This is a genomic window from Roseateles sp. T103, from assembly GCF_057219915.1.
Genome location: NZ_JBXVVS010000003.1, coordinates 77658 through 101154, shown reverse-complemented (window position 1 = coordinate 101154; position 23497 = coordinate 77658). Strand labels below are relative to the sequence as shown.

General features: G+C 68.9%; 21 protein-coding genes. 8 read left to right on the top strand and 13 right to left on the bottom strand.

Features of this window, described 5'->3' with window-relative positions:
• Positions 1-16: 16 nt before the first annotated feature.
• The 3 genes from AC2EBS_RS10690 to AC2EBS_RS10680 all read right to left on the bottom strand — a co-directional run bounded on the left by AC2EBS_RS10690 (position 17) and on the right by AC2EBS_RS10680 (position 4967).
• Positions 17-3214 carry an EAL domain-containing protein gene (locus tag AC2EBS_RS10690; RefSeq protein WP_484728404.1) on the bottom strand — a complete coding sequence of 1066 codons (3198 nt, stop codon included), beginning with the start codon at positions 3212-3214 and terminating at the stop codon, positions 17-19.
• 135 nt (positions 3215-3349) lie between these two features.
• Complete coding sequence (gene nadC / locus AC2EBS_RS10685) at positions 3350-4225, bottom strand: carboxylating nicotinate-nucleotide diphosphorylase (protein ID WP_484728403.1); 876 nt, start codon at positions 4223-4225, stop codon at positions 3350-3352.
• A 37-nt stretch (positions 4226-4262) separates the two neighbouring features.
• Complete coding sequence (locus AC2EBS_RS10680) at positions 4263-4967, bottom strand: fumarylacetoacetate hydrolase family protein (RefSeq protein ID WP_484728402.1); 705 nt, start codon at positions 4965-4967, stop codon at positions 4263-4265.
• Between the two features lie 146 nt (positions 4968-5113).
• Between AC2EBS_RS10680 and AC2EBS_RS10675 the strand changes: the two genes are divergently transcribed.
• The gene (locus AC2EBS_RS10675) at positions 5114-6259 is read left to right on the top strand and encodes a septal ring lytic transglycosylase RlpA family protein (RefSeq protein ID WP_484728401.1); all 1146 of its coding nucleotides are present in this window, start codon (positions 5114-5116) and stop codon (positions 6257-6259) included.
• Positions 6256-6732: a GrpB family protein gene (locus AC2EBS_RS10670; RefSeq protein WP_484728400.1), complete on the top strand. Its 477-nt coding sequence runs from the start codon at positions 6256-6258 to the stop codon at positions 6730-6732. The genes AC2EBS_RS10675 and AC2EBS_RS10670 overlap by 4 nt, the downstream gene beginning before the upstream one ends.
• 50 nt (positions 6733-6782) lie before the next feature.
• Here AC2EBS_RS10670 and AC2EBS_RS10665 read toward each other — a convergent pair whose 3' ends face one another.
• Both AC2EBS_RS10665 and AC2EBS_RS10660 read right to left on the bottom strand, forming a co-directional pair.
• The gene (locus tag AC2EBS_RS10665) at positions 6783-7952 is read right to left on the bottom strand and encodes a CaiB/BaiF CoA transferase family protein (protein WP_484728744.1); all 1170 of its coding nucleotides are present in this window, start codon (positions 7950-7952) and stop codon (positions 6783-6785) included.
• A gap of 14 nt (positions 7953-7966) precedes the next feature.
• Entirely contained in the window at positions 7967-8824 is an 858-nt protein-coding gene (locus tag AC2EBS_RS10660) for a 23S rRNA (adenine(2030)-N(6))-methyltransferase RlmJ (RefSeq protein WP_484728399.1), read from the bottom strand.
• A 113-nt stretch (positions 8825-8937) separates the two neighbouring features.
• Here AC2EBS_RS10660 and AC2EBS_RS10655 point away from each other — a divergent pair, with 113 nt between their 5' ends.
• Positions 8938-10011 carry an alkene reductase gene (locus tag AC2EBS_RS10655; RefSeq protein ID WP_484728398.1) on the top strand — a complete coding sequence of 358 codons (1074 nt, stop codon included), beginning with the start codon at positions 8938-8940 and terminating at the stop codon, positions 10009-10011.
• A gap of 23 nt (positions 10012-10034) precedes the next feature.
• Here AC2EBS_RS10655 and AC2EBS_RS10650 read toward each other — a convergent pair whose 3' ends face one another.
• Genes AC2EBS_RS10650 through AC2EBS_RS10625 form a run of 6 tightly spaced genes read right to left on the bottom strand, consistent with a single transcriptional unit; the run spans position 10035 to position 17354 of the window.
• Positions 10035-11192, bottom strand: coding sequence for a right-handed parallel beta-helix repeat-containing protein (locus tag AC2EBS_RS10650; RefSeq protein WP_484728397.1), 1158 nt, complete (start codon positions 11190-11192; stop codon positions 10035-10037).
• Positions 11193-11230: 38 nt separating this feature from the next.
• The gene (locus AC2EBS_RS10645) at positions 11231-11803 is read right to left on the bottom strand and encodes an MOSC domain-containing protein (protein WP_484728743.1); all 573 of its coding nucleotides are present in this window, start codon (positions 11801-11803) and stop codon (positions 11231-11233) included.
• Positions 11804-11852: 49 nt separating this feature from the next.
• Entirely contained in the window at positions 11853-13451 is a 1599-nt protein-coding gene (locus AC2EBS_RS10640; RefSeq protein ID WP_484728396.1) for a Na/Pi cotransporter family protein, read from the bottom strand.
• Complete coding sequence (locus AC2EBS_RS10635; protein WP_484728395.1) at positions 13451-14797, bottom strand: SLC13 family permease; 1347 nt, start codon at positions 14795-14797, stop codon at positions 13451-13453. Before AC2EBS_RS10635 ends, AC2EBS_RS10640 begins: the two co-directional genes overlap by 1 nt.
• Positions 14794-15687: a universal stress protein gene (locus AC2EBS_RS10630; protein WP_484728394.1), complete on the bottom strand. Its 894-nt coding sequence runs from the start codon at positions 15685-15687 to the stop codon at positions 14794-14796. The genes AC2EBS_RS10635 and AC2EBS_RS10630 overlap by 4 nt, the downstream gene beginning before the upstream one ends.
• Positions 15684-17354, bottom strand: a complete 1671-nt coding sequence (locus AC2EBS_RS10625; protein WP_484728393.1) for a cation:proton antiporter — start codon at positions 17352-17354, stop codon at positions 15684-15686. The genes AC2EBS_RS10630 and AC2EBS_RS10625 overlap by 4 nt, the downstream gene beginning before the upstream one ends.
• Positions 17355-17738: 384 nt before the next feature.
• Between AC2EBS_RS10625 and AC2EBS_RS10620 the strand changes: the two genes are divergently transcribed.
• Entirely contained in the window at positions 17739-19619 is a 1881-nt protein-coding gene (locus AC2EBS_RS10620) for a phosphoenolpyruvate carboxykinase (GTP) (protein ID WP_484728392.1), read from the top strand.
• Between the two features lie 142 nt (positions 19620-19761).
• On the opposite strand, the gene AC2EBS_RS10615 is transcribed toward AC2EBS_RS10620, so the two are convergent.
• On the bottom strand, positions 19762-20004 hold the full coding sequence (locus AC2EBS_RS10615) for a hypothetical protein (RefSeq protein WP_484728391.1): 243 nt from the start codon (positions 20002-20004) through the stop codon (positions 19762-19764).
• Between the two features lie 126 nt (positions 20005-20130).
• On the opposite strand from AC2EBS_RS10615, the gene AC2EBS_RS10610 reads away from it, so the two are divergent.
• The 4 genes from AC2EBS_RS10610 to AC2EBS_RS10595 all read left to right on the top strand — a co-directional run bounded on the left by AC2EBS_RS10610 (position 20131) and on the right by AC2EBS_RS10595 (position 23127).
• Entirely contained in the window at positions 20131-21093 is a 963-nt protein-coding gene (locus AC2EBS_RS10610) for a LysR family transcriptional regulator (protein WP_484728390.1), read from the top strand.
• Positions 21090-21839, top strand: coding sequence for a UPF0149 family protein (locus AC2EBS_RS10605; protein ID WP_484728389.1), 750 nt, complete (start codon positions 21090-21092; stop codon positions 21837-21839). The genes AC2EBS_RS10610 and AC2EBS_RS10605 overlap by 4 nt, the downstream gene beginning before the upstream one ends.
• 10 nt (positions 21840-21849) lie before the next feature.
• Entirely contained in the window at positions 21850-22620 is a 771-nt protein-coding gene (locus AC2EBS_RS10600; RefSeq protein ID WP_484728388.1) for a metallophosphoesterase, read from the top strand.
• 84 nt (positions 22621-22704) lie between these two features.
• A complete protein-coding gene (locus tag AC2EBS_RS10595; protein ID WP_484728387.1) occupies positions 22705-23127 on the top strand; it encodes a universal stress protein in 423 nt (140 codons plus the stop codon).
• A gap of 72 nt (positions 23128-23199) precedes the next feature.
• Here the strand turns inward: AC2EBS_RS10595 and AC2EBS_RS10590 are convergent, their stop codons facing one another.
• The gene (locus tag AC2EBS_RS10590) at positions 23200-23421 is read right to left on the bottom strand and encodes a hypothetical protein (RefSeq protein WP_484728386.1); all 222 of its coding nucleotides are present in this window, start codon (positions 23419-23421) and stop codon (positions 23200-23202) included.
• Positions 23422-23497 lie beyond the last annotated feature (76 nt).

The window sequence follows — 23497 nt, the reverse complement described above, 5'->3', positions numbered from 1 at the left end:
AGCGGCCTGGTCCGCCTCAGGCGGGCACAGCGCTTCGCGCCGCGATCCAGTCCACCAGAGTCGCGGCCGGCAGTGCCGCAGTGAACAGGAAGCCCTGCAGCTCGTCGCAACCGGCAGAGCGCAGGGTCTGCGCCTCGCGCTCGGTCTCCACGCCTTCGGCCACCACGCGCAGCCCCAGCGTATGACCCAGGCCGATGATGGCGCGGGTGATCGCCAGGTCGGTCGGGTCCTCGAACATGTCGCGCACGAAGCTGCGGTCGATCTTCAGCCGGTCGATCGGGAAGCGGTTCAGGTAGTTCAGGCTGGAGTAGCCGGTGCCGAAATCGTCGATGGCCAGCGCGACGCCCAGACGTCGGATCGCATGCAGGCGGGCGAGTGTCTGCTCGGCGCGATCCATCAGCATGGACTCGGTCAGCTCGAGCTCGATCGCGCCCGGCGGCAGCGCATGGCGCTCCAGCGCGGCGCGCAGCGTATCCACCAGCGCGTCGTCGCCGAGCTGCAGCGCCGAGACGTTGATCGCCACCTGCGGCACGTCCACGCCGGCAGCCTGCCAGGCGGCCAGCTGGCGGCAGGCCTCATCGATCACCCAGGCGCCGATCGGCACGATCAGGCGCGTATCTTCAGCGATAGGAATGAACTGCGCCGGCGACACCGGGCCCAGCTCGGCGCTGTGCCAGCGCAGCAGCGCCTCCACGCCCTCAACACGCCCCCCGCGCGCGGCCACGCGCGGCTGGTAGTGCAGCGCCAGCTCGCCGCGCTCCAGCGCATGGCGCAGGTTCGATTCGAGCTTGATGCGCTGCTGCGCGCGCTCGTTGAGCTCGGGCGTGAAGAAATGCGCCATGTCGCGGCCCTGGGCCTTGGCCTGGTACATCGCCACGTCGGCATGGCGCATCAGCACGTCGATGTCCTGCGCGTCGTCCGGATAGATGGCCACGCCCACGCTACAGGAGACATGCAGCTCGGCGCCGTCGATCTGGTGCTGCTGACGTACCAGCGGCACCAGGCGTTCGTCCACCACGCTGCTCACTTCGGCCAGCTCGCGCACGCCAGCCAGCACGATGACGAACTCGTCGCCGCCGAGGCGGCACACCGTGTCGCCGGCGCGCACCGCCGTGGTCAGGCGCCGCGCCACCGAGCGCAGCAGGCCGTCGCCGATGTGGTGGCCCAACGAGTCGTTGATGTTCTTGAAGCGGTCCAGGTCGATGAACAGCACCGCCACCTTCTCGCCGCGGCGCTCGGCCTGCTGCATGGCCATGCGCAGCCGCTCCACGCACAGCGAGCGGTTGGGCAGCTCGGTCAGCACGTCGTGCTGCGCGAGGAAGCGGATGCGCTCCTCCTTGAGCTTGCGGTCGCTGATGTCGATGCTGGTGGCGATGTAGTGGGAGATCTCGCCCTCGTGGCCGCTGCGCATCACGCTGAGCATCAGCCAGGCGGGGAACACCGTGCCGTCGCGGCGCTGCATCGTCACCTCGCCCTGCCAGTTGCTGCGTTGCGCCAGCAGCGGCGCCAGCGGCGCCAGATGCTCCACCGGCCCGTCGGCGCGCACCGGCTCGCCGACCAGCTCGTGCAGCTCGAAGCCGGTGACGCGGCAGTAGGCCCGGTTGGCGGTGAGGATGCGGTGTTCGGCGTCGATGATCAGGATGCCCTCGCCCGAGGCCTCGAAGACCTTGGCCCACAGCTCCAGGCGGCGCTCCATGAACTTGATGTGATTGATCGGCGTGAACGCGGTGACCACCGCCTGCTGGCCCTGGAACTCCAGGCAGCGCGCCGACAGCACCGCCCAGCTCGGCTCGGGGCCGAGCTGCCAGCGCACCTCGAACTCGTCCACCGCCTCGCGGTCGGCCAGCTGCTGGAAGAAGCGCGAGCGCACCTGCGGCTCCAGGCCCTGGCGCCAGGGGTCCTGCTGGCATTCGCCCAGCCAGGCCTGGGCCGGCGCATTGGCATGCAGCACCTGGTGGCCGGGGATCGCGGTGACCATCATCGGAATGGGCATCGCGGCCATCAGCTGCTGCTGCGCCTGCGCGGCGCGCGCCCGGGCAGCCAGCTCCTGCTGCGCCAGCCGCTGCTCGTCGAGCTGGGCCAGCATCTCGTTGAAGCCGCGCACCAGGCGGCCGATCTCGTCGGCGCTGTTCCAGTTGGCGCGCAGCGTCTGGTCGCCGCTCTCGCGCACGCGGTCGGCCACGCGCGCCAGGCGCTGCAGCGGCACGCGGATCTGGCTGGCGACGAAATACACGGCCGAGAGGATCAGCACCAGCAGCGCCACCGCCGTGCCCAGATGCAGCCACATGCGCGAGAAGAAGCCATGGATGCGCGCCGAGAGCAGGCGCTCCATCTGCACCGTGGCTTCCTGCCAGCTCTGCGCCAGCGCCGCGACGGCGGCGCGGTGTGCATCGGCCAGCGCCTCGCGCTGCAGGGGGATCGCTGCCGTGCCCACCGCACTGGCTGCGGCGCTGCGGTAGGCCGTCAGCGTCTCACGCAGCTGGGCCAGGCCCGGCAGCAGCGGTCCGGCCAGCGCCGGGCCGCCAGCCGCAAAGGCCTCGCTGTAGTCCGATTCCAGCGCCTGCCAGGCGCTGTCGAGACGCCCTTCGAGCAGCAGGTAGCGGGTCTGGTGGGCGCTGTCGAAGCTGCCTGGCACCGGCTCGCGGCGCGCATGGGCGCTGAGGTCGGCCATCGCCTCCAGCAGCTCGGGCACGCGCAGCACGATGACCGACATCGTGTAGTAGCTGTCCAGGTCCGGGTCGAGGATCAGGTTGGACTGGTTGCCCACCCGCGTCAGCAAGGCGCGGCCGCGGGTCAGGCCGGTGCGGTAGTCGCCTGCATTGCCGGCCTTGGCCAGCGTGTCGGCGAACTCCTCGGCCAGCTGGGTGCTGCCCATATCGGCACCATGCTGCCGCTCGGCACGGTGCACCAAGTCGGCCATGCCCTGCATCGGTGCATGACCCAGCGCGGCCGCGTTGGCGCTGGCCAGCACCGCCGGCTGCAGCTCGGCAATGTAGGCATTGCCGGCCTGCTCCTTGCGGGCAAAGTCGATCGACAGGTACTTCTCGTTGACGAGGATGCCGCTGATGTAGATCACCGCGCTCATGTCGAGCAAGAAGATCAGCAGCAGCTTGCGGCCGACGCTGAGCCGGCCGAGCAGGCGGCCCAGCCAGCGCTTGCTGAGACGCTCGCGCGTGGCCGGCTCCGCTGGCGAGATGAAATCGGAGGACTGCATGCCCGCCAGGCATGCAAGTCGCGCGCCAATCAGGCCCGATTTCAGGGCGCAGGCACCAAGCTTTCAGCCGCAGGCGTGCGAAATGCACGCCGATGCAGCGCAGCCCCCTATTGCAGAACTGACGCCAAGCCGGCCTCAGTTGGCGATGGGCCCGAGCACGCGCATCGAGTAGTCCACCGCCTTGAGGTCCTTGGTCAGGCGACCGATGGAGATGCGGTCCACGCCGGTGGCGGCGATCCAGCGCAGCTGCTCCAGCGCGACGCCGCCGGAGACTTCCAGCAGCGCGCGGCCCGCATTGAGCGCCACCGCCTCCTTCATCATCGCCTCGCTGAAGTTGTCCAGCAGCACGCTCTCAGCGCCGGCGTCCAGCGCCTCGCGCAACTCGGCGATGCTTTCGACCTCGATCTGGATACCGACCTTGGCATTGAGCGCCTGCGCCGCCTTCAGCGCCGCGGCCACGCCGCCGGCTGCGGCGATGTGGTTCTCCTTGATCAGGATGCCGTCGTATAGCGCCAGGCGCTGGTTGGCGCCGCCGCCCACGCGCACCGCGTACTTCTGCGCCAGGCGCAGCCCCGGGATGGTCTTGCGCGTGTCCAGCACCGCGCAGCCCTTGGGGTTGGGGCTGGCGCCTGCGATCGCGTCGGCATGCGCGCGGGTGATCGTCGCGGTGGCCGAGAGCAGCTGCAGGAAGTTCAGCGCCGGACGCTCGGCCGAGAGCAGCGCGCGGCCGTCGGCCTGGATGTCGCAGACCACGGTGTCCGCCGCCATGCGCGCGCCTTCGGCGTAGTGCCAGACGATGCGGCTGCTGGCGTCCAGCGCGGCGAACACGCCCTCGAACCAGTCGCGGCCACAGAGCACCGCGCCCTCGTCGCGCACGCGCACCTGGGCCTGCACGCGGCGACCGGCCGGCACCAGCTGGGCCGTCCAGTCGCACAGGCCGATGTCCTCGAACAGGGCTTCGCGGATGTTGCGGGCGCGGGCTTCGTCGAGGGTCTCGTTGTGGTCGAACATAGCTGACAGGGGCAGGCCCCGCCTTGGGGGCCGTGAGTTACTCCGGAGCCCCGATTGTCAGGCTCAAATCGGCCAGGCCCTCGATATGGCCGGTGATCTTGTCGCCGGGCACCACCGGGCCCACGCCCTCGGGCGTGCCGGTGTAGATCAGGTCGCCGGGCTTTAGGTGGTAGTACTGCGAGAGATTGGCCACCACCTCGGCCACGCTCCAGATCAGGTCCGACAGATCGCCGCGCTGCCTTTCCACGCCGTTGACGGCCAGCGTGATCGCGCCCTTGTCCAGCGGACCGCATTCGCTGGCGCGCACCAGCTCGGTGATCACCGCGGCGTTCTCAAAACCCTTGCCGGTATCCCAGGGGCGGCCCATCTTCTTGGCCTCGTTCTGCAGATCGCGGCGCGTCATGTCCAGGCCCGCGGCATAGCCCCACACGGCGGCACGGGCGGCCTCGGGCGTGACCTTGAACACCGGGGCGCCGATCGCCACCACCAGCTCCATCTCGTAGTGGTAGTTGCTGGTGCCGGGCGGATAGGGAATGGTCGAGCCCGAGGGCACCAGCGCATTGGCCGGCTTGGTGAAGTAGAACGGCGGCTCGCGATCCGGGTCACCGCCCATCTCGCGCGCATGCGCGGCGTAGTTGCGGCCCACGCAGAAGATGCGCGACACCGCGTAGCGCTGGCTGCTGCCGCGCACCGGCACGCTGGGTTGCGGTTCGGGAGGGAAGACGTAGTCGGCGGTGCTCATGGGCTAGGGTCTCGCTCAGTGGAGTTGTGAAACAACGCGGAGTTGTGAAACAACGCGGAGTTGGCTGGCCGAGCATAAGCGCAGGCAGGCGCCGCGATGCTGTGGCGATTACCGAGCTTGTGCGCTGCGCGGCTACCATCGCGCCGATGAGCACCAAGGGCAGCCAAGCAGACAAGACGGCGCGGCCGGCTGCGCGCAGCACGGCAGCTGCCGCCGCGGCAACGCTGGCCGCGCTGCTGGCCGGCTGCTCGACGACCAGCACCACGCCGACCCGCGCCCCCGCGCCTGCTCCGGCGCCCTTCCCCTACGACCGCGACGGCCCCGGCACCAACCCGCCGCCCGAATTGCACCGCGTGCCCGACGCCACGCCGCGCATCGAGCCGCAGCGCAAGGGCGGGCCCAACAAGCCCTACGAAGTGATGGGCAAGCGTTACGAGCCGCTGACCGGCGACGTGCCGCTGGTGGAGCGCGGCCTGGCCTCCTGGTACGGCCGCAAGTTCCACGGCCGGCCCACCTCCAGCGGCGAGGTCTACAACATGTATGCGATGACCGCCGCGCACCCGACCATGCCCATCCCCAGCTATGCGCGGGTGCGCAACCCGGCCAATGAGCGCGAAGTCATCGTGCGCATCAACGACCGCGGCCCCTTCCACAGCGGCCGCATCATCGACCTGAGCTACACCGCCGCGCTGAAGCTGGACCTGCTGCGCGGCGTGGCGCCGGTGGAGGTGGAACGCATCACCTTCGAGGACATCCGCACCGGCGCCTGGCTGCGCGGGCGCGAGGCGCCGCCGGGGCTGGGCAGCGAACCGCAGGAGCCGCCGCCGGTGTTCGTCGCCAGCAGCGCCAATGGCGCGCCGGAGCGCAGCACCACGCAGACCATGCGGGGCGGTAGCGGCGAGGCGGCGGCAGCAGCGGTAGCAAGACCTGACCCCGCGGCGCTGCTCAATGGCGCCGCGCCGGATATGCAGAGGCCGGCCCCGAGCGCAGCAGCGGCCGCCACCGACGCGGGCGCCGCGGCGGCGCCGGTGCCGCAGACCCAGGCCAAGATCGCCCCCGGCTTCTGGGTGCAGCTCGGCGCATTCAGCAGACTCGACGGTGCCGAGAAGCTGCGCGAGCAGGTGGTGCAGCGGGCCGAAGCTTTTAGCCCGCTGCTCACCGTCGTACGCGAGCAGGCGCTGCATCGGCTGCAGGCCGGGCCCTATGCCAGCCGCGAGCAGGCGAGCGCAGCGGCGGAGCAGCTCAGGAGCGCACTAGGGCCGTTGCGGCCCTTGGTGGTGGAGCGACGGTGAAGATCCTCCAGGCCTCCGAGTACCAGCCCCAGGCACATGAGATCTTCGCCGAGGTGGCCGGCCAAGTCCGCTGCTTGCTGCCGCTGGCGCGCATCGAACACATTGGCGCGTCATCCATCCCCGGTGCCGTCTCGAAGGGCGATCTGGACATCTGCGTCGTGGTCGCTCCGGAGGATCACTCATCCGCCGTGCAGGTGCTGCAGACCGTGGGCTATGCGATCAAGAATGGCACGCTGCGCACCGCCGAACTCTGCATGCTGGTGTCACCTCGCAGCGACCTCGACACGGCGCTGCAGGTCGTGGCGGCCGGCTCACGCTTCGAGTTCTTCATGCAGTTCCGCGACGCGCTTCGCGCCGATCCTGCATTGGTCGAGCGCTACAACCAGCTCAAGACCGATTTCGCCCCGGCGGGCGAGGATCGCTACCGCGAGGAGAAGGCAAGGTTCATCGAGGCGGTGCTCAAGGCTGTCTGAGCCTGCCTAGCGGCGCGCCGCACATCGCGCGCCGCCGCTACGTCAGGAGCTTAGGCGTCGCCTCGGCGAGCCAGGCGCCCCAGCACTTCCCCATTGCTCTCCCCCAAGCGCGGCGCCAGCGTCCTGATCGCCCCCGGCGTCTCGCTGAGCTTGGGCACGATGCCCGGCACGTCGAGTTCCAGCCCCGACGCGGTGACGATGTGCTCGATCATGCCTCTCGCGCGGTAGTGCGGGTCTTCGGCGATGTCCTTGGCGGTATAGATGCGGCCCACTGGCACACGCGCGGCCTGCAGCGTGGCGACCACCTCGGCCACCGGGCGCTGCACGGTCCAGGCGGTGATGGCGGCGTCGAGCTCGTCGACGCGCGCGGCGCGGCCGGCGTTGCCGGAAAGTAGCGGGTCTTGCCCCAGGTCGTCGCGGCCGATGGCGCTCATCAGGCGCTTGAAGATCGAGTCGCCGTTGCCGCCGATCACCACCTGGCCGTCGGCGCAGCGATACGCGTTGCTGGGCGCGATGCCAGGCAGCGCCGAGCCGGCGGGCTCGCGCACCGCGCCGAAGGCGCTGAACTCCGGCAGTAGCGATTCCATGCAGTTGAAGACCGATTCGTACAGCGCCACGTCCACCACCTGGCCGCGGCCGGTGCGCTGGCGCGCCTGCAGCGCCAGCAGCACGCCGATCACGCCATGCAGCGCGGCCAGCGTGTCGCCCAGGCTGACGCCAGCGCGCACCGGCGGCCGGCCGGGCTCGCCCATCAGGTGGCGCAAGCCGCCCATGGCCTCGGCCACCACGGCGAAGCCGGGCAGGTCGCGATACGGGCCGGTCTGCCCGAAGCCGCTGATGCGCAGCATGATCAGGCGCGGGTTGGCGGCGGCGAGCGTCTCGTAGCCCATGCCCCAGTCTTCCATCAGGCCGGGGCGGAAGTTCTCGATCAGCACGTCGGCCTCGGCGGCCAGCTGGCGCGCGATGGCGCGGTCGGCCTCCTCGCGCAGGTCCAGCGTGACGCTCTTCTTGTTGCGACTCTGCACCTGCCACCAGACGCTCTCGCCCTGGTGCAGCAGGCGCCACTGGCGCAGCGGGTCGCCGCTGCCCGGCGGCTCGACCTTGATGACCTCGGCGCCGAAGTCGCCCAGCGTCTTGCCAGCGAAGGGGCCGGCGATCAGCTGGCCCAGCTCCAGCACCTTCAGCCCTGCAAGCGGCCCTGCGTTCTCTGGCGTGCTCATCATCATCGTCGTCGTCAGGCCGCGCGTTGCTCCAGCACGAAGTTCGCGCCGTCGTACTGGCCGAGCTGCTCGACCAGATAGGGCAGACACTGCTGCAGTTCCTCGTGCAGCGTGAACGGCGGGTTGACGACGAACATGCCGCTGCCCAGCATGCCGAAGCCACGCTCGTCAGCCTGTGCGACGGTCAGACGCACATGCAGCCAGCCCTTCTTGGCGCCGGCATCGGCGGCGGCTTTGAGCCGGCCGGCGAGCTGGCTGGATTCCAGCAGCGCGAGCTGCGGGTACCAGATCAGGTACACACCCTCGGCGAAGCGCTGCAGGCCTTCGCGCAGCGCGGCGACGACTTTCGCGTAGTCGGTCTTGATCTCGTAGGGCGGGTCCATCAGCACCACCGCGCGGCGCGAGCCCGGCGGCGGCAGCTCGGCCTTCAGCGAGCTGAAGCCGTCCTTGTCGCTGACCTGGGTGTTGGCGCGGGTCGAGAGATAGGACTCGAGGATGCGGTAATCGGTGGGGTGCAGCTCGTAGCAGCGCAGGCGATCGGGCTCGCGCATCAGCAGATTGGCGATGGCCGGCGAGCCGGGGTACTGGCGCAGCTGGCCGTCGGTATTGAACTGGCGCACCAGGTCCACATAGTCGGCCAGCGGCGCGGGCAGGTCCTTGCGGTCGTACAGGCGTGCGATGCCGCTGGCGTATTCGCCCTTCTTCTGCGCATAGCGGCCCTCGATGGAATAGCCGCCGGCGCCGGCATGCGTGTCCACCAGCGTGTAGGGCTTGTCCTTCTCGGCCATGTAGCGAAGCACCCGGGCGAGCACCAGGTGCTTGAGGACATCGGCGTGGTTGCCGGCATGGAAGGCGTGGCGATAGGCAAGCATGGTGCGCACTGTAGCGTGCGCTGTCGCGTGCCGGACGGCGGCCGCATGCCACGCTCGCTATGCTGGCGGCCCGGCCCCAGGGCCGGCCTTGTCCTCACTCTCGCGTTCCTGCCATGCCCTCCCTCTTCGATCCCGTCCAGTTCGGCGATGTCGCACTCGCCAATCGCATCGTCATGGCCCCGCTGACGCGCAGCCGCTCGCGCGGCCTGCTGCCCGGCGAGCTGGCCGTCGAGTACTACCGCCAGCGCGCCAGCGCCGGCCTGATCGTCAGCGAGGGCGCGCAAGTCTGCGCCGAGGGCCAGGGCTATCTGGACACCCCCGGCATCCACACGCCCGAGCAGGTGCAGGCCTGGCGCCGCGTGACCGACGCGGTGCATGCCGCGGGCGGCAAGATCGCGGTGCAGCTCTGGCATGTGGGCCGCATCTCGCACAGCGATTTCCAGCCAGGCGGCGCGGCGCCGGTGTCGTCGACCGCCAGGCCGGCCAACACCAAGACTTTCAATGCCCAGGGCTTCATCCCCGTCTCGGCGCCGCGCGCGCTGCGCACCGACGAGCTGCCGGGGCTGGTGGCCGCCTATGTGCACGCCGCGCGCTGCGCGATGGAGGCCGGCTTCGACGCGGTGGAGGTGCACGCCGCCAATGGCTATCTGCTCGACCAGTTCCAGCGCGACAGCGTCAATGACCGCAGCGATGCCTACGGCGGCTCGATCGCGAACCGCTGCCGCCTCACCGTCGAGGTGATGACGGCGATCGCCCAGGCCATCGGCGCCGGCCGCACCGGCATCCGCATCAGCCCGGTGACGCCGGTCAACGACATCGGCCAGGACAGCGATCCGCAGGCGCTGTTCAATCATCTGGCCGAGCAGCTGGCCCCATTGAAGCTGGCCTTCGTGCATGTGATCGAGGGCCAGACCGGCGGGCCGCGCGATGTGGCGCCCTTCGACTACGCCGCGCTGCGCGCCCGGCTGAACGCACCCTATATCGCCAACAACGGCTACAGCCGCGAGATGGCGCTGGCGGCGGTGGCCGAGGGCCGCGCCGACGCGGTGTCCTTCGGCCGCGACTTCATCGGCAACCCGGACCTGGTGCGCCGCCTGCGGCTCAATGCGGCGCTGAACGCGCCGGAGCGCGCCACCTTCTACGGTGGCGATGCCCACGGCTACACCGACTATCCGGCGCTGGCCTGAAGCCGGCCGCCGGCCATGCCGGCTCAGGGCTGCTGGATCGCGCCCGGATGCCGGGGCAGGCCGCTCAGCGCCAGCAGGCCGCGCGGATGCTGGTATTGGTGGGTCGGCCGCAGCGACAGTCCGTCCGGACCCGGCCCCGGCTCGATGGCCCGGCCGCGCAGCGGCGAGTCGGGCTTGAGCGTGTAGTCCTGGCGCGAGGCCCGCACCAGCGCATCCCAGTCGGCCGCCGGGTTGTTGCGCACGTCCCAGTTGGCATCGGTGCTGAAGCGCCCGCCGCCAACCAGCAGGTTGTTGATCGCGCGCACCCGCGCGGCCCCGGCGCCCACGCGCAGGTAGCTGCCGCCGCTGGGCCGGTCGTCCACCAGGGTGTTGTGCACCAGCCAGAGCTCGTTGCGGGCGTGCTTGTAGCCCTCGGCGCCGAAGGCCACCATGAAGGGGTTCTCGGTCTGCGAGCCCTGCTGGATCAGGTTGCCTATCGCCACCGCAACGCCACCGTCGGGAAACTCCAGCTCGTAGCTTGCGGTGCCGCCGATCTCGTCGGTGAGCCGGTTGTAGAGGATCAGGCTGCGCGCCGCCCGGCTCTTGATCAGATGGCCCGTCATCGCATGGTGGAAGTAGCTGCCGCGCACCGTGGCGCGCGCGATGCTGCCGACATAGAGCAGGTGCGCGGGCTTGCCGGTGGGGCGACGGCTGTGCGAGAACTCGCAGTTCTCCACCGTCAGCTCCACCGTCGGGTCGTTGCTGGTCTGCAGGCCCATCTCGCAGCGGCTGAAGCTGCAGTCGCGCACCGTCAGGCTGCCGCGCTCCAGGCGGATGCCGGCGCCGTCGGTGTCGGGCACCTTGGCATCGAGGAAGTCGAAGCCTTCGATGGTGATGCGCCGGCCGGTGGTGACGAAGATGCCTTTGCCCTCGGCATGCGCGCCCGCCGCAGGCAGGCGCACGCGCCCGCCGACCGCACGCAGCGTGATCTCGTCCTGGCGCCACACCGCGACATCGCCCACATAGTCGCCCGCCTGCACCTCGATCAGCGCGCCGGGCCTGGCCGCGCGCGCCGCGGCTGCCAGCGTGCGCAGCGGCTCGCCCGGGCCGACACGCAGCACCTGGCTGGGCGTGGCCGGCACGGCAGTGGCCCTTGCCAGACAGGGCGCCAGCAGGCCGGCCGGTGCGAGCTTCAACAGCAAGCGGCGGCGATCAAGCGTTGTCGGCAAGCCCATCGCAATCAACCCTCTTTGCGCATGCGCGCCCTGAACAGTTCGGTAATGCCCACCTCGCGCGGCCCCGGCAGCAGTTCGAAGCCCTGGCCCGCCGCCAGGCTGCCCGGCTTGCGCACGGCCAGATAAAAGCCGCACCAGGCGTTCTGTCCCATCAGCTTGGCCGCCTGCTTGAAGCCCATCACGGCGTTGAACTTGAAGCAGGGAAAGCGCGGCTCGCTGACCACCAGCTCGCAGTCCGGAAAGCGCAGCACATCGCCGACCCAGACCTGCGATTCGAGCAGCCCGGCGAGCGTGAGGTTCTCGCCCATGCTGCCAGGCGGCAGGGCCTCGCCCCACACGGCAGCCTTGGCCTGCGCCCGCACGGTCTGCCAGAAGGGATAGTGCTCGCCCGGATAGGCATAGATGGCCTTGCTGAGACCGCCGTGCACGGTGAGATCCGCCTGCTCGTCGCCCTCCAGGCCCAGTGGGGCGACAGCGACCTGGCCCGCCGTGGCGGTCTTGCGGATGCCGCTGTGCACCATGCGGCCGTCGATCAGCAAGGCGGCTGCCTTGGCGGTGTTGACACTGTCCAGTTTCATCATCATGGCGACAGCCTAGCAAGAGATGGCCCGACTGACGGGAAGGAGCTCATGCCCGACCTGCAGCCGGCAGGCGCCGCCGCGATTTGTGCAGCTGCTGACAAGCGCGCCGCAGTGCGCTGTAGCGGCGCAGCATGCGTTCCATTGCATCCAGCGCCAGACGGCCCTCGGCGCCCGCGGCCAGCAGCGCGGACTTGAGCAGTTCGTAGCCGGCTTCCATGCGCGCCAGCGCGGCGTCCAGGTCCGCGGCGTCCACCGACGCGGCCACCCGGGCAGGACCGCAGGCCTGCGCCAGCGCATCGGCCGCGGCGACGAAGCCCCCCTCGGCCTCCACCAGTCCGGCATCGCCCCCGAGCAGCGGCGCCAGCGCGGCACCTGCCAGAGCCTGTTCGGCACTGCTCTCGTGGTAGCGCAGGATGCGCAGCAGCGCGGCCAGCTGCGCGCTGGCAGCTCGCGTCATCGAGGCGCTGCGCAGGCGTTCGACGAAGCGCTCGATCGCTGTGTCCAGACTCGCCAGCACCGCGGCATCGGTCTTCAGCGCTGCAGCATCGGCACCGGCCAGTGCGCTGCGCGTCATGCGCTGAGCCAGCTGCCCGGTGCGCGCCAGCTCGCGCGCCAGCGCATCGAGCGCCAGCGCCGGCACCGCCAACACGTTGTCGTCGAGGAACTGCGGCTGAGCCTCGTCCTCCTCACGGGCGCGAAAGCGCTGCTGCAGCCAGTGCGTCAGCCGCTGCGCCAGCGGCCACATCAGCAGCACGCCGAGCAGATTGAAGGTGGTGTGGAACAACGCCAGCTTGGCCGCAGGGTCGGGCGGCAGGCCCAGCGCCACGCGCGCCAGCCCCAGGGCACCGATGAGCCAGGGCAGCAGCAGCAGCGCCACCGCGCCGGTGAGCAGGTTGAACAGCACGTGCGCCGAGGCCGCGCGGCGGGCGTTCGGCGTCGCGCCTATGGTCGCCAGCAGCGCCGTCACCGTGGTGCCGATATTGGCGCCAATGACCACCGCCGCGGCGCCCTGCGCGCCGATCAGCCCGCCTTGCGCCGCGGTGAGGGTGATGGCCATGGAGGCGCTGGAGGACTGCATCAGCACCGTCATCACCACACCTATGCCCAGCTGCGCCAGCACCGCAAGCGGCCCGTCGCCCTGCGGCAGGCTGATCTGCCCGGCCAGCCCTGCAAAAGCCTGCTGCAGCAGCGCGATGCCCATGAACAGCAGGCCGAAACCGGCCAGCGCAGTGCCGATGGCGCCGCTGCGCCGCCCCTCGCCCGTGAGTCGCAGCAGCGCACCAAGCCCCACCAGGGGCATCGCCAACGCCTCGACCTTGAACTTGAGCCCGACCAGGGCCACGATCCAGCCGGTCATCGTGGTGCCGACATTGGCCCCGAACAGCACCCACAGCGCCGGGCCCAGTGCCAGCAGACCGGCGTTGACGAAACCGATCGCCGCCACAGTGACGGCGCTAGACGACTGCACCAGTGCTGTCACCAGCACACCGGAGCCCAGCGCATGGGCCCGCGTGCGAGTAGCGCCGGCCAGGATGCGGTGCAGGCCGGCGCCGGCGGCCAGCTTCAGGCCATCGGTCATCAGGCCCATGCCGAGCAGGAACAGGCCCAGACCACCGGCCATGGTACCGAGCGTGTGCAGGTCCATTACTTGAACACCAGGGTCACCGCGGCCGTGATCACCGCGATGCAGACCAGATTCAACACCAGCCCGCAGCGCATCATCGTCGCCTGCGGCACCTGCTCGGTGGCGTAGACGATCGCATTGGGCGGCGTCGCCACAGGCAGCATGAAAGCGCAGGAGGCCGACACCGCGATCGCCGCCGCGAAGAGCTGTGGCGGCAGGTCCAGCGACGCGGCCACACCCAGGAAGACCGGCACCAGCAGCGCCGCCGCCGCGGTGTTGCTGACCAACTCAGTCAGGAAGACGACGAAGACAACCACGCCCAGCAGCAGCACTAGCGTCGGCGCGCCCTGCAGGGTGGCGGTGAGCTGGCCGGCCAGGAAGCCGCTGGCACCGCTGCTGGCCATCACCGCGCTCAGCGCCAGCCCGCCGCCGAACAGCAGCAGCACGCCCCATTGCGTGCGCGCCTCAATGTCGGGCCAGCCGATCGCGCCGCTGGCCACCAGCACGACGATGGCGGCGATCGCGACGGCACTGTCCAGATCGGCCGCGATGCCCAGCGCCCTGCCCAGCGGCGCGGCACCTATCCAGCCCGCGGCGCTCAGGCAGAACACGAGCAGGGTGATGCGCTGCTCACGGGTCCAGCCCGGCGCAGCCCCTGCGGGCGGCGGCGCACTCACGCGGCCGCCGAGCCGCGGCCGCAAGACCAGGAACAGCACACCGGCCATCAGCGGCAGCAGCAGCAGCACCAGCGGCATGCCGATGCGCATCCACTCGGCAAAACCGATGCCTGCCTGTGCAGCAGCGATCGCGTTGGGTGGGCTGCCCACCAAGGTGCCGATGCCGCCAATGCTGGCGCTGTAGGCCACGCCCAGCAGCACGAAGGCCCGCTCGGCCGGTCCATCGTCTTCGTGCAGCAGGCCCAGCGCCAGCGGCAGCATCATCGCAGCGGTGGCAGTATTGCTGATCCACATCGACAGCAGAGCCGTCAGTGCGAACAGCAGCGCCACCGCGGCGTCACGGCGCCCCGCGGCCAGGCGCAGCACTGCCAGGGCCAAGCTGCGGTCCAGCCCTTGACGCTGCAGTGCGGCAGCCAGCGCAAATCCGCCCAGGAAGAGGAAGATGACCGGATGAGCGAACGGCGCCAGCGCCTCACGCAGGTCCATCAGACCCGCCAGCACCGCGAGCAGCGGCACCAGCAACGCGGTCACGCTCAGGTGCAGGGCCTGGGTCATCCACAGACCGCCGATCAGCACGAACAGCGTCAGGCCGGTGCGCAGCGCGGCGGGCTCCGGCGCGCCCGCATAGACCAGGCCGGCCAGCGCAAGGCAGGCGAGTAGGCGCAACAGGGCTGCAGGCGAACTCGTCATCCCTCGCGCGCCGTCGAGACCAGCACGTCAACGCCGCCCTCGGCGAGCACATGCTTGCTGACGCTACCCAGCAGCAGTTCCTCGGTGACAGACTGGCCGTGCTTGCCGAGCACGACCAGATCGCAGTCCCGCTCCTGCTCCATCTCGACGATGCGCTGCGACGCATCACCTTCGACGATGCAGGGCTCCCAGCTGCCCGGCTTCAGTCCGTTGGCGGCGGCCAGCGCATGCACACGCTGCGTCGCATCGGCGCGGGCGTGTCGCCGGTAGTGCTCGATGGTGGCAGCGTCGACGCCGGCGAAATGCAGCTTCTCCTCGAACGGCACCTGATAGGCGTTGAAGAGCAGCAGTTGCGCATGCGGCGCCACCCGGCGGGCCAGCTCGATGGCACGGGCAGACCAGGGCGAGAAGTCCAGCGCCACCAGCACGCGCCGATAGGGCTCATGCGCAGTCTGGCGCACCACCAGCAGCGGACGGGCGGTGCGGCGCAGCAGGCGCTCCGAAGTCGAACCCAGCACCAGGCGGCGCATGAAGCCTGCACCGCGCGCACCCAGCACCAGCAAGGTGGCATCCAGCGCATCCGCCTCGCGCAGCACCTCGTCAAGCACCGCACCGCTGGCATTGACCGCCCTGACGCTGACATGCCGGCTCGCCTGCAGCTCGTCGGCCAGTGCCGCTAGCTGACGCTGCGCCTCGTCGCGCAGATGCGCCTCCATCGCATGCCCCGCGCCCAGCCACTGGCGCAGCGACAGCAGCGCGTCGCCGGGCAACACATGCAGCAACGTCAGCGCGGCACCGGTCTCACGCGCCAGTCGGGCGGCACGGTCTGCCGCATGTCGAGCTGGCGCCGAGAAGTCGGTAGCGGCGAGGATGGGGCCGAGGTGGCTCATGTCGGTGTCTCCTCTGTGCGGATGTCACGCGCCAGGCGTGCCGCTGCATGGTCGGCAGCATCGTCGAAGGGGTTGAGTACCAGCGCGACCCCGGCCTCGGACAGCGCTCGACCGTGGGCGGCGTCGCGCACCGCACCCACGACATGCCCCGAGTATCTGGTCACCTGCAGCGCATGCAACAGCGCGCGGTTGGACTCCCACTGCGGAAAGGTGGTGATCACCCAGCGCACCTGTCGCAGCGGCAGCGTCTCGAGGAACTCCGGGTCTTCGCCGTCGCCGAACAGCACCGGCAGGCCGCGCGCCTTCAGCGCCCTTATCGCCTCGGGGTCGAAATCGACGCCGATCGCCGCCACGCCGTCGGCGCGCAGCTGTTCGAACAGCCGGCTGCCGTAGCGACCAAGGCCGAAGACGATGACCTGGGCGCTGCGCTCATTGTCCTGCTGAGACTGGGCCACGATCTCGCGGAAGGGATGCTTGCGCTCAAAGGGCTTCAGCCAGGGCGCGAGGCGCTCGTAGAGCGGCTGTGCGTAGAGGATCATGTAGGTCGACACAGTGATCGTCACCAGCCCGACCAGGGTGGTCAGCCCCAACGCCTGAACGCCCACATGACCCAGCGTGATGCCCATGGCCACGAAAACGATGGAGAACTCGCTGATCTGCGCCACGGTCAGTCCTGCCATGAAGCCTGTGCGCCTTCGGTAGCCCATGAAGCCCATGATGGCCATCACGATCAGCGGGTTGCCGATCAGCACAAACAGCGACAACACCACCGCCGGCACGAGCTCGGCACCCAAGGTCGAGAAGTCGAGCTTGGCGCCGAGATCGATGAAGAAGAACAGCAGCAGGAAGTCGCGCAGGCCCGTCAGCCGCGCATTCATTGCCTCACGGTAAGGTGTCGAGGCCAGCGAGAAGCCGGCCAGGAAGGCGCCCGCCTCCTTGCTGAAGCCGGCCCACTCGCCCAGCGCAGCCAGCGCCACGCCCCAGGCGACGGCAAACACCAGCAGCAGCTCCTGCGAACGCGCCATCGCCGCCACCAGCAATGGCAGTACCCAGCGCATCAGCACGAAGAGCAGCACCGCCGCCGCCGCGACCCGCCAGGACAGCGACAGCAGCACGGCCAGCCAGCCGGAGGATTCGCCCCCGGCATCCGCGCTGCTGCGCAGGGCGCTCATCGCCATCATCGCAATCACCACCGCCAGGTCCTGCACGATCAGGAACCCGACCGCGATGCGGCCATGCAGGCTGTCGAGCTCTCGCTTGTCGGAGAGCAGCTTGACGATGATGATGGTGCTCGAGAAAGTCAGCGCCACCGCCACGTACAAGGCCTCCATGAGGTCCTTGCCCAGCGCCAGGATCAGCGCAAAGCCGATCACGATGGTGAAGGCCAGCTGACCGAGCCCGGTGGCCAGCGCGACCGGGCCAATGTGGCGGACATGATTGAGGTCCAGCTTCAGGCCGACCGCGAACAGCAGCACCGCCACGCCCACCTGGGCGAGCAGGTCGATCTGGTCGTGCGCAGTCACCAGACCCAGACCGGCCGGCCCCACCGCGATGCCGACAACGATGTACGCGATCAGAACCGGCTGACGCAGCCTAACGAAAACTGCACCGGCGAGTGCGCAGATGAGCAACAGGGTCGCGAACTGACTGAAGGACGACTCATGCATATGACAGGAGTCCGAAGCCGCGCGGCCGGACACAGCTTGGAGTGCGAGCTTTAGACGGCTGACAGCATAGCGGCTGGCCTTGGGCGACCCGACCCAGAATTGCCACCCAGACGGCGGGACGTGTGCCGCACAAACCCCTCGCAAGTGCGCATAAGTTCATGAGAGTTTTGCATATCCCCCCGGCTCGAGGCAGTTACCGCCGGATTACATTGGCGTGACAATGCCCATCCCGCTCCATCGAGCGACCCCGGCGTGGACCGTGCCAGACCCCGGCGCGGCAAGGGCCAGCATCGGCTCACCACGGCAAAGGGGAATCGGGTCAGGCCCGGCAGCAGCGAGCCCGAGCCTGACCCGATTCCACTTTTTGAAACTTCTGGGAACGCCATGAACCAACCCGTGATGGAAGGCCTGCGCCTGAATGTGCCGGCTTACGTGAAGCACCAGCGTCTGATCGCCTGGGTCGCCGAGATCGCCGCGCTGACCGAAGCCCGCGACGTCTACTGGTGCGACGGCAGCCAGGCCGAGTACGACCGCCTGTGCGACCAGCTCGTCGCGGCAGGCACCTTCAAGCGCCTGAACCCGGTCAAGCGTCCCAACAGCTTCCTGGCCTGCTCGGATCCGAGCGATGTGGCCCGCGTGGAAGACCGCACCTTCATCTGCTCGCAGAAGAAGGAAGACGCCGGCCCGACCAACAACTGGATGGACCCGGCCGAGATGCGCGCGCTGCTGCAGACCGGTCAGAAAGACGGCACGCCGGCGCTGTTCAAGGGCAGCATGAAGGGCCGCACGCTGTACGTCGTGCCCTTCAGCATGGGCCCGATCGGCTCGCCGATCGCCCACATCGGCGTGGAGCTGTCTGACAGCCCCTATGTGGCCGTGAACATGCGCATCATGACCCGCATGGGCAAGGCCGTGCTGGACGTGCTGGGTGCCGATGGCAACTTCGTGCCCTGCGTGCACACCGTCGGCGCGCCGCTGGAGCCGGGGCAGGCCGACGTCAAGTGGCCCTGCAACAAGACCAAGTACATCGTCCACTACCCCGAGACGCGCGAGATCTGGTCCTACGGTTCTGGCTACGGCGGCAATGCGCTGCTGGGCAAGAAGTGCTTCGCGCTGCGTATCGCCTCGACCATGGGCCGCGACCAGGGCTGGCTGGCCGAGCACATGCTGATCCTGGGTGTGACCTCGCCCGAGGGCAAGAAGTACCACTTCGCCGCCGCCTTCCCCAGCGCCTGCGGCAAGACCAACTTCTCGATGCTGATCCCGCCCAAGGCCTTCAACGGCTGGAAGGTCACGACCATCGGTGACGACATCGCCTGGATCAAGCCGCATGCCGACGGCCGTCTCTACGCGATCAACCCGGAAGCCGGCTACTTCGGTGTCGCTCCGGGCACCAACACGCTGACCAACTACAACTGCATGGCCAGCCTGAACAAGGACGTGATCTTCACCAACGTCGCGCTGACCGACGATGGCGACGTCTGGTGGGAGTCGATGACCGACACGCCGCCGGCACACCTGATCGACTGGCAGGGCAATGACTGGACGCCCGAGATCGCCAAGCAGACCGGCGCCAAGGCCGCCCACCCGAACGCCCGCTTCACCGTCTCGGCGGTGAACAACCCGGCGCTGGACGTGGACTGGGACAACCCCGCCGGCGTGCCGATCGACGCCTTCATCTTCGGCGGCCGTCGCTCGACGACCGTGCCGCTGGTGACCGAGGCACGCGACTGGGTGGAAGGCGTCTACATGGCCGCCACCATGGGCTCCGAGACCACCGCCGCGGCCGCCGGCCAGCAGGGCGTGGTGCGCCGCGATCCGTTCGCCATGCTGCCCTTCATGGGCTACAACATGAGCGACTACTTCCAGCACTGGCTGGACCTGGGCAAGAAGATGGAGGCCGCTGGCCACACGCTGCCCAAGATCTTCTGCGTCAACTGGTTCCGCAAGGGCGCCGACGGCAAGTTCGTCTGGCCCGGCTACAGCGAGAACATGCGCGTGCTGAAGTGGATGCTGGACCGTCTGCAAGGCAAGGGCCACGGCGAGGAGCATGTGTTCGGCGTCACGCCGAACTACGAGGACATCAACTGGGATGGCCTGGACTTCACGCGCGAGCAGTTCGCCACCGCCACCGCGATCGACAAGGCCGCCTGGGCGACCGAACTGGGCCTGCACAAGGAGCTGTTCGAGCAGCTGGCCTACCACCTGCCGGCCGAGCTGCCGCAGACGATGAAGAAGATCGAGGAGCGGCTCGCCGCCGAGTAAGCCTCGCCGGGTGGGCACGTGAGTCGCCCACTCCTCGGTCGCCGGCACAGCGGCGACCGACCCAAGACAAAAAGCCCGCCAATGGCGGGCTTTGTCGTTTAGGGTCGGCGCTTCATCAGCCGCCGCAGGGTCAGACGCTCGCTCAGTCGCGGCGCGCGTTGGCAGCGCGCAGTTCGGCGGCGAAGGAGGGCATGCTGCTCTCGTAGCGGCTGGCCAGCGCCAGCATCTCGCGTTCGGCACGACGCTCGGCGGATTGAGCCATGCGCGCCTTCAGCTGGGTCATCAGATGCAGCCAGATACGGGCGCCGATGGACGTGAAGGAACCGCCATGACGAATGTTGCGGCGCAGCGGCAGACCGAAGGTGTGGGACGTCAGGGTACTCATGGTGCTTTTCCTCTCAGCAACGACTCTCGTGGAGTCGATGGCGCGAAGTATGGGGTTAGCCCTAATGCGCCCGCTAATGAAATCTCTGCATTCAAGATATAAACATGGTTCATAGCTGACCCGACCATGAACTTCCGCACACTCGACCTGAACCTGCTGAGGGTGTTCGACGCCGTCATGGCGGAGCGCAGCATGACCCGTGCGGCGCAGCGCCTGGCGATGACGCAGCCAGCCGTCAGCCACGCGCTGAAGCGGTTGCGCGAAGCCACCGGCGAGGAACTGTTCATCCGCGAGGCCTTCGGCATGCGGCCGACGTCCAGGGCCGAAGCCCTCTGGCCGGACGTGCGAGCAGCACTGGACCGGCTGCGCAACGCGCTGGAACCCGGCGAGTTCGAGCCCGGGCGCGAGGCCTTTTCCTGCCGCATTGCGATGGCCGATGCCACCGCCGCGCTGCTGCTACCGCCGCTGGTGGCCAGGCTGGAGCGCGAGGCTGCCCTGGCCAACGTGCATGTGCTGCCGCTCACCACGCGCGACCCGCGCAGTCTGCTGGAGCAGGGCGAGGCCGACATGGCGGTGGGCTACTTCCCGGGAGCAGTGGCGGCGCTGAAGGCTCAGGGCGACACTGCGCTGATCCGCCAGCACCGGCTCTACGAGAGCGATTACGTCTGCGTGATGCGTCAGGGCCATCCGCTGGCGGACGCGACCATGGATCTGGACACCTACTGCGCGGCGCGCCACATGCTGGTCAGCTTCTCCGGTCGGCCGCAGGGCTTCGTCGACGAGGCGCTGGCGGCGCTGGGGCGCTCGCGACGCATCGTGCTCACCGTCAACCAATTCTTCACCGCGGGCCGCGTGGTCACGCAATCGGACCTGCTCACCGTGCTGCCCACCTCCTTCGTCGAAGCCACAGGCTACAAGGGGCAGATCGTCGAGCGGCCCTTGCCGATGCCGCTGTCGCGCGTGCATGTAGACATGCTCTGGCACCTGCGCAACGACGATCGCAGCGCGCAGCGCTGGATGCGTGATCGGGTCGTCGAGGCCGCCCACCAAGCCATGCCAGCGACGAACGAGGCGACAATCGCGCCATGAGTACCGCTGCTGCCGACCTGACCGATGCCGAGTTCGCCGAACTCGACGAACTGCTTGCCACCACGCCCGCGCCGCTGCAGGCGCTGGACGCCTCGATGCTGGACGGCTATCTGTGCGGCGTGATCGTGCAGCCGCGTCTGATCGACATCGACGAGTGGCTGCCCAACATCTTCGACTACGACGGCGGCGTGTTGCCGGACGACACCGACCCCAAATGGCTGGCACGGGTGCGCGAGCTGGTCGAACGCCGCCACAAGGCGCTGAACCGCGCGCTGGTCGAGGACGGCTGGTTCGATCCGGTGGTGCTGGACCTCGAGGCCGAAACCGACGAAGACGAAAGCGCCGAGTCCGAGCAGGACCCCAACTACGCCGCACTGAACCCGATCTCGCGCGGCCTGCTGCCCTGGGTCGCTGGCTTCCAGCATGCGTGCCTGTGTTTCCCGGAGCTCAGCGAGTTGCCGGACGATGCGGTGATGGCCGCGCTGGCGCGCCTGTATCGGCATCTGCCCGCCGAGACGCCGGAAGAGAAGGAGGTCGTCGCCACACTGGACCGCGAGCATCCGCTCAAGGACATGGACGACGCTATTGAAGAGTTGGTGATGACGGTGGCCGACCTGGCCGATCTCACCGAGGAGCACCGCTACAAGGTCGAGACCCTGCGCCGCGAAGGCCCCAAGGTCGGCCGCAACGACCCCTGCCCTTGCGGTTCGGGCCGCAAGTACAAGCAGTGCCACGGCGCGAACTGACTTCCTTCTGATGCGACTGCAGCTGCTGTCGGATCTACATCTGGAAACCGAGGCCTACAGCCCTTCGCCCGCTGCCGAGGCCGAGCTGCTGGTGCTGGCCGGCGACGTGGACAGCGGCTGGCGGGGGCTGGATCTGTTCCGCGACTGGCCGGTACCGGTGCTGTTCGTACCCGGCAATCACGAATACGACGGCCGCGACATCGACCGGGCCCGCATCGAGCTGCGCGCGCATGCGCAGCAGCTGGGCTTCATCGTCCTCGACGATGCCGAGCAGGTGCTGAGTGACAGCCAGGGCCGGCGCGTGCGCTTCGTCGGCAGCACACGCTGGAGCGACTTCGACGTCTTCGGTGCCACGGAGCGCGAGCGTGCGATGCGGGCGGCCGGCTACTTTCAGCGCGTGATGGGAGCGACCCGCCTTGGTCGCCCCTTCGATGCTGCCGCCGTGCGCGCCCTGGGTCTGGAATGCCGCCACTTCCTGGAACGCGCGCTGGCGCGCGGTGAGCAGAGTGCGGATTGGGACGCCACGGTGGTCATCACGCACTTCGCGCCCAGCCTGAAGAGCGCCGACCCGCGCTATGGCCGCCAGCCCGGCACGGCCAGCTTCTGCAACGACGACGAAGCACTGATGCACGGCGCACGGCTGTGGCTGCACGGCCATCTGCATTGCCGACACGATTACCTGCTGCATGGCTGTCGCGTCGTCTGCAATGCACGCGGGCATGAGCGCAAAGGTGAGGCCCAGGGCCATGCCGGACAGCGCTTGATCGAGGTGTTCGATTGACGCCCGTCAAGCATGGGCTCTCTCGCCATGTGACACTACGATGCGACACTGCAACGATTTGCGATTAGCTACGGAGGACGACTCATGAAGATCCTGGTTCCGGTGGATGGCAGCAGCTACACCAAGCGCATGCTGGCCTACCTGGCCGCCCACGATGAATGGCTGGGTGGCACGCATCAGTACACGGTGTTGCACGCCGTGCCCGCGGTGCCGCCGCGCGCTGCTGCGGTGCTCGACAAGGACGTGCTGAAGAGCTATTACGACGACGAAGCCGAGAAGGTGCTCAAGACCGTGCGCACCTTCTTCGGCAAGCAGAAGATCCAGGCTGAGTTCGTGGCCAAGGTGGGCCCCGCCGCCGACGCCGTGATCGGCATGGCCAAGAAGGGCAAGTACGACCTCATCATCATGGGCTCGCATGGCCATAGCTCGCTGGGCAATCTGGTGATGGGCTCGGTCGCGACCAAGGTGATGGCTCACTGCGACACCCCCGTGCTGCTGGTGCGCTGAGACGACACCGACACCAAGCAAGCCAAATGGAAACGGGCGCCGCGGCGCCCGTTGTCATTGCAGTGCCCGGCCTCAGCTGCGCCTGCTCAGCCAGGCCAGCGGCGACTCCGCTTCGCCGGCGCTGGCGCGCTGCTTGGACTCAAGCTCATAGCCTCCCGGCTGGCTGGGGCGAAAGTCAGCACCCTCTTCCAGGCTGGCTTCCATGCCGAAGGCCGTACCCATATCAGCTGGATCGTGCTCGACAGCGGTCACGGGGCTCTTGCGGAAGAAGCGCAGGGCAGGAGCGAATCGCATGTTGGACCTCGCGTCGGGCTGGGGTTTGATGCCAAAGGGTTCGCTTCAAGTGTGCGCGCAGCCTCGTCGGAGTGAA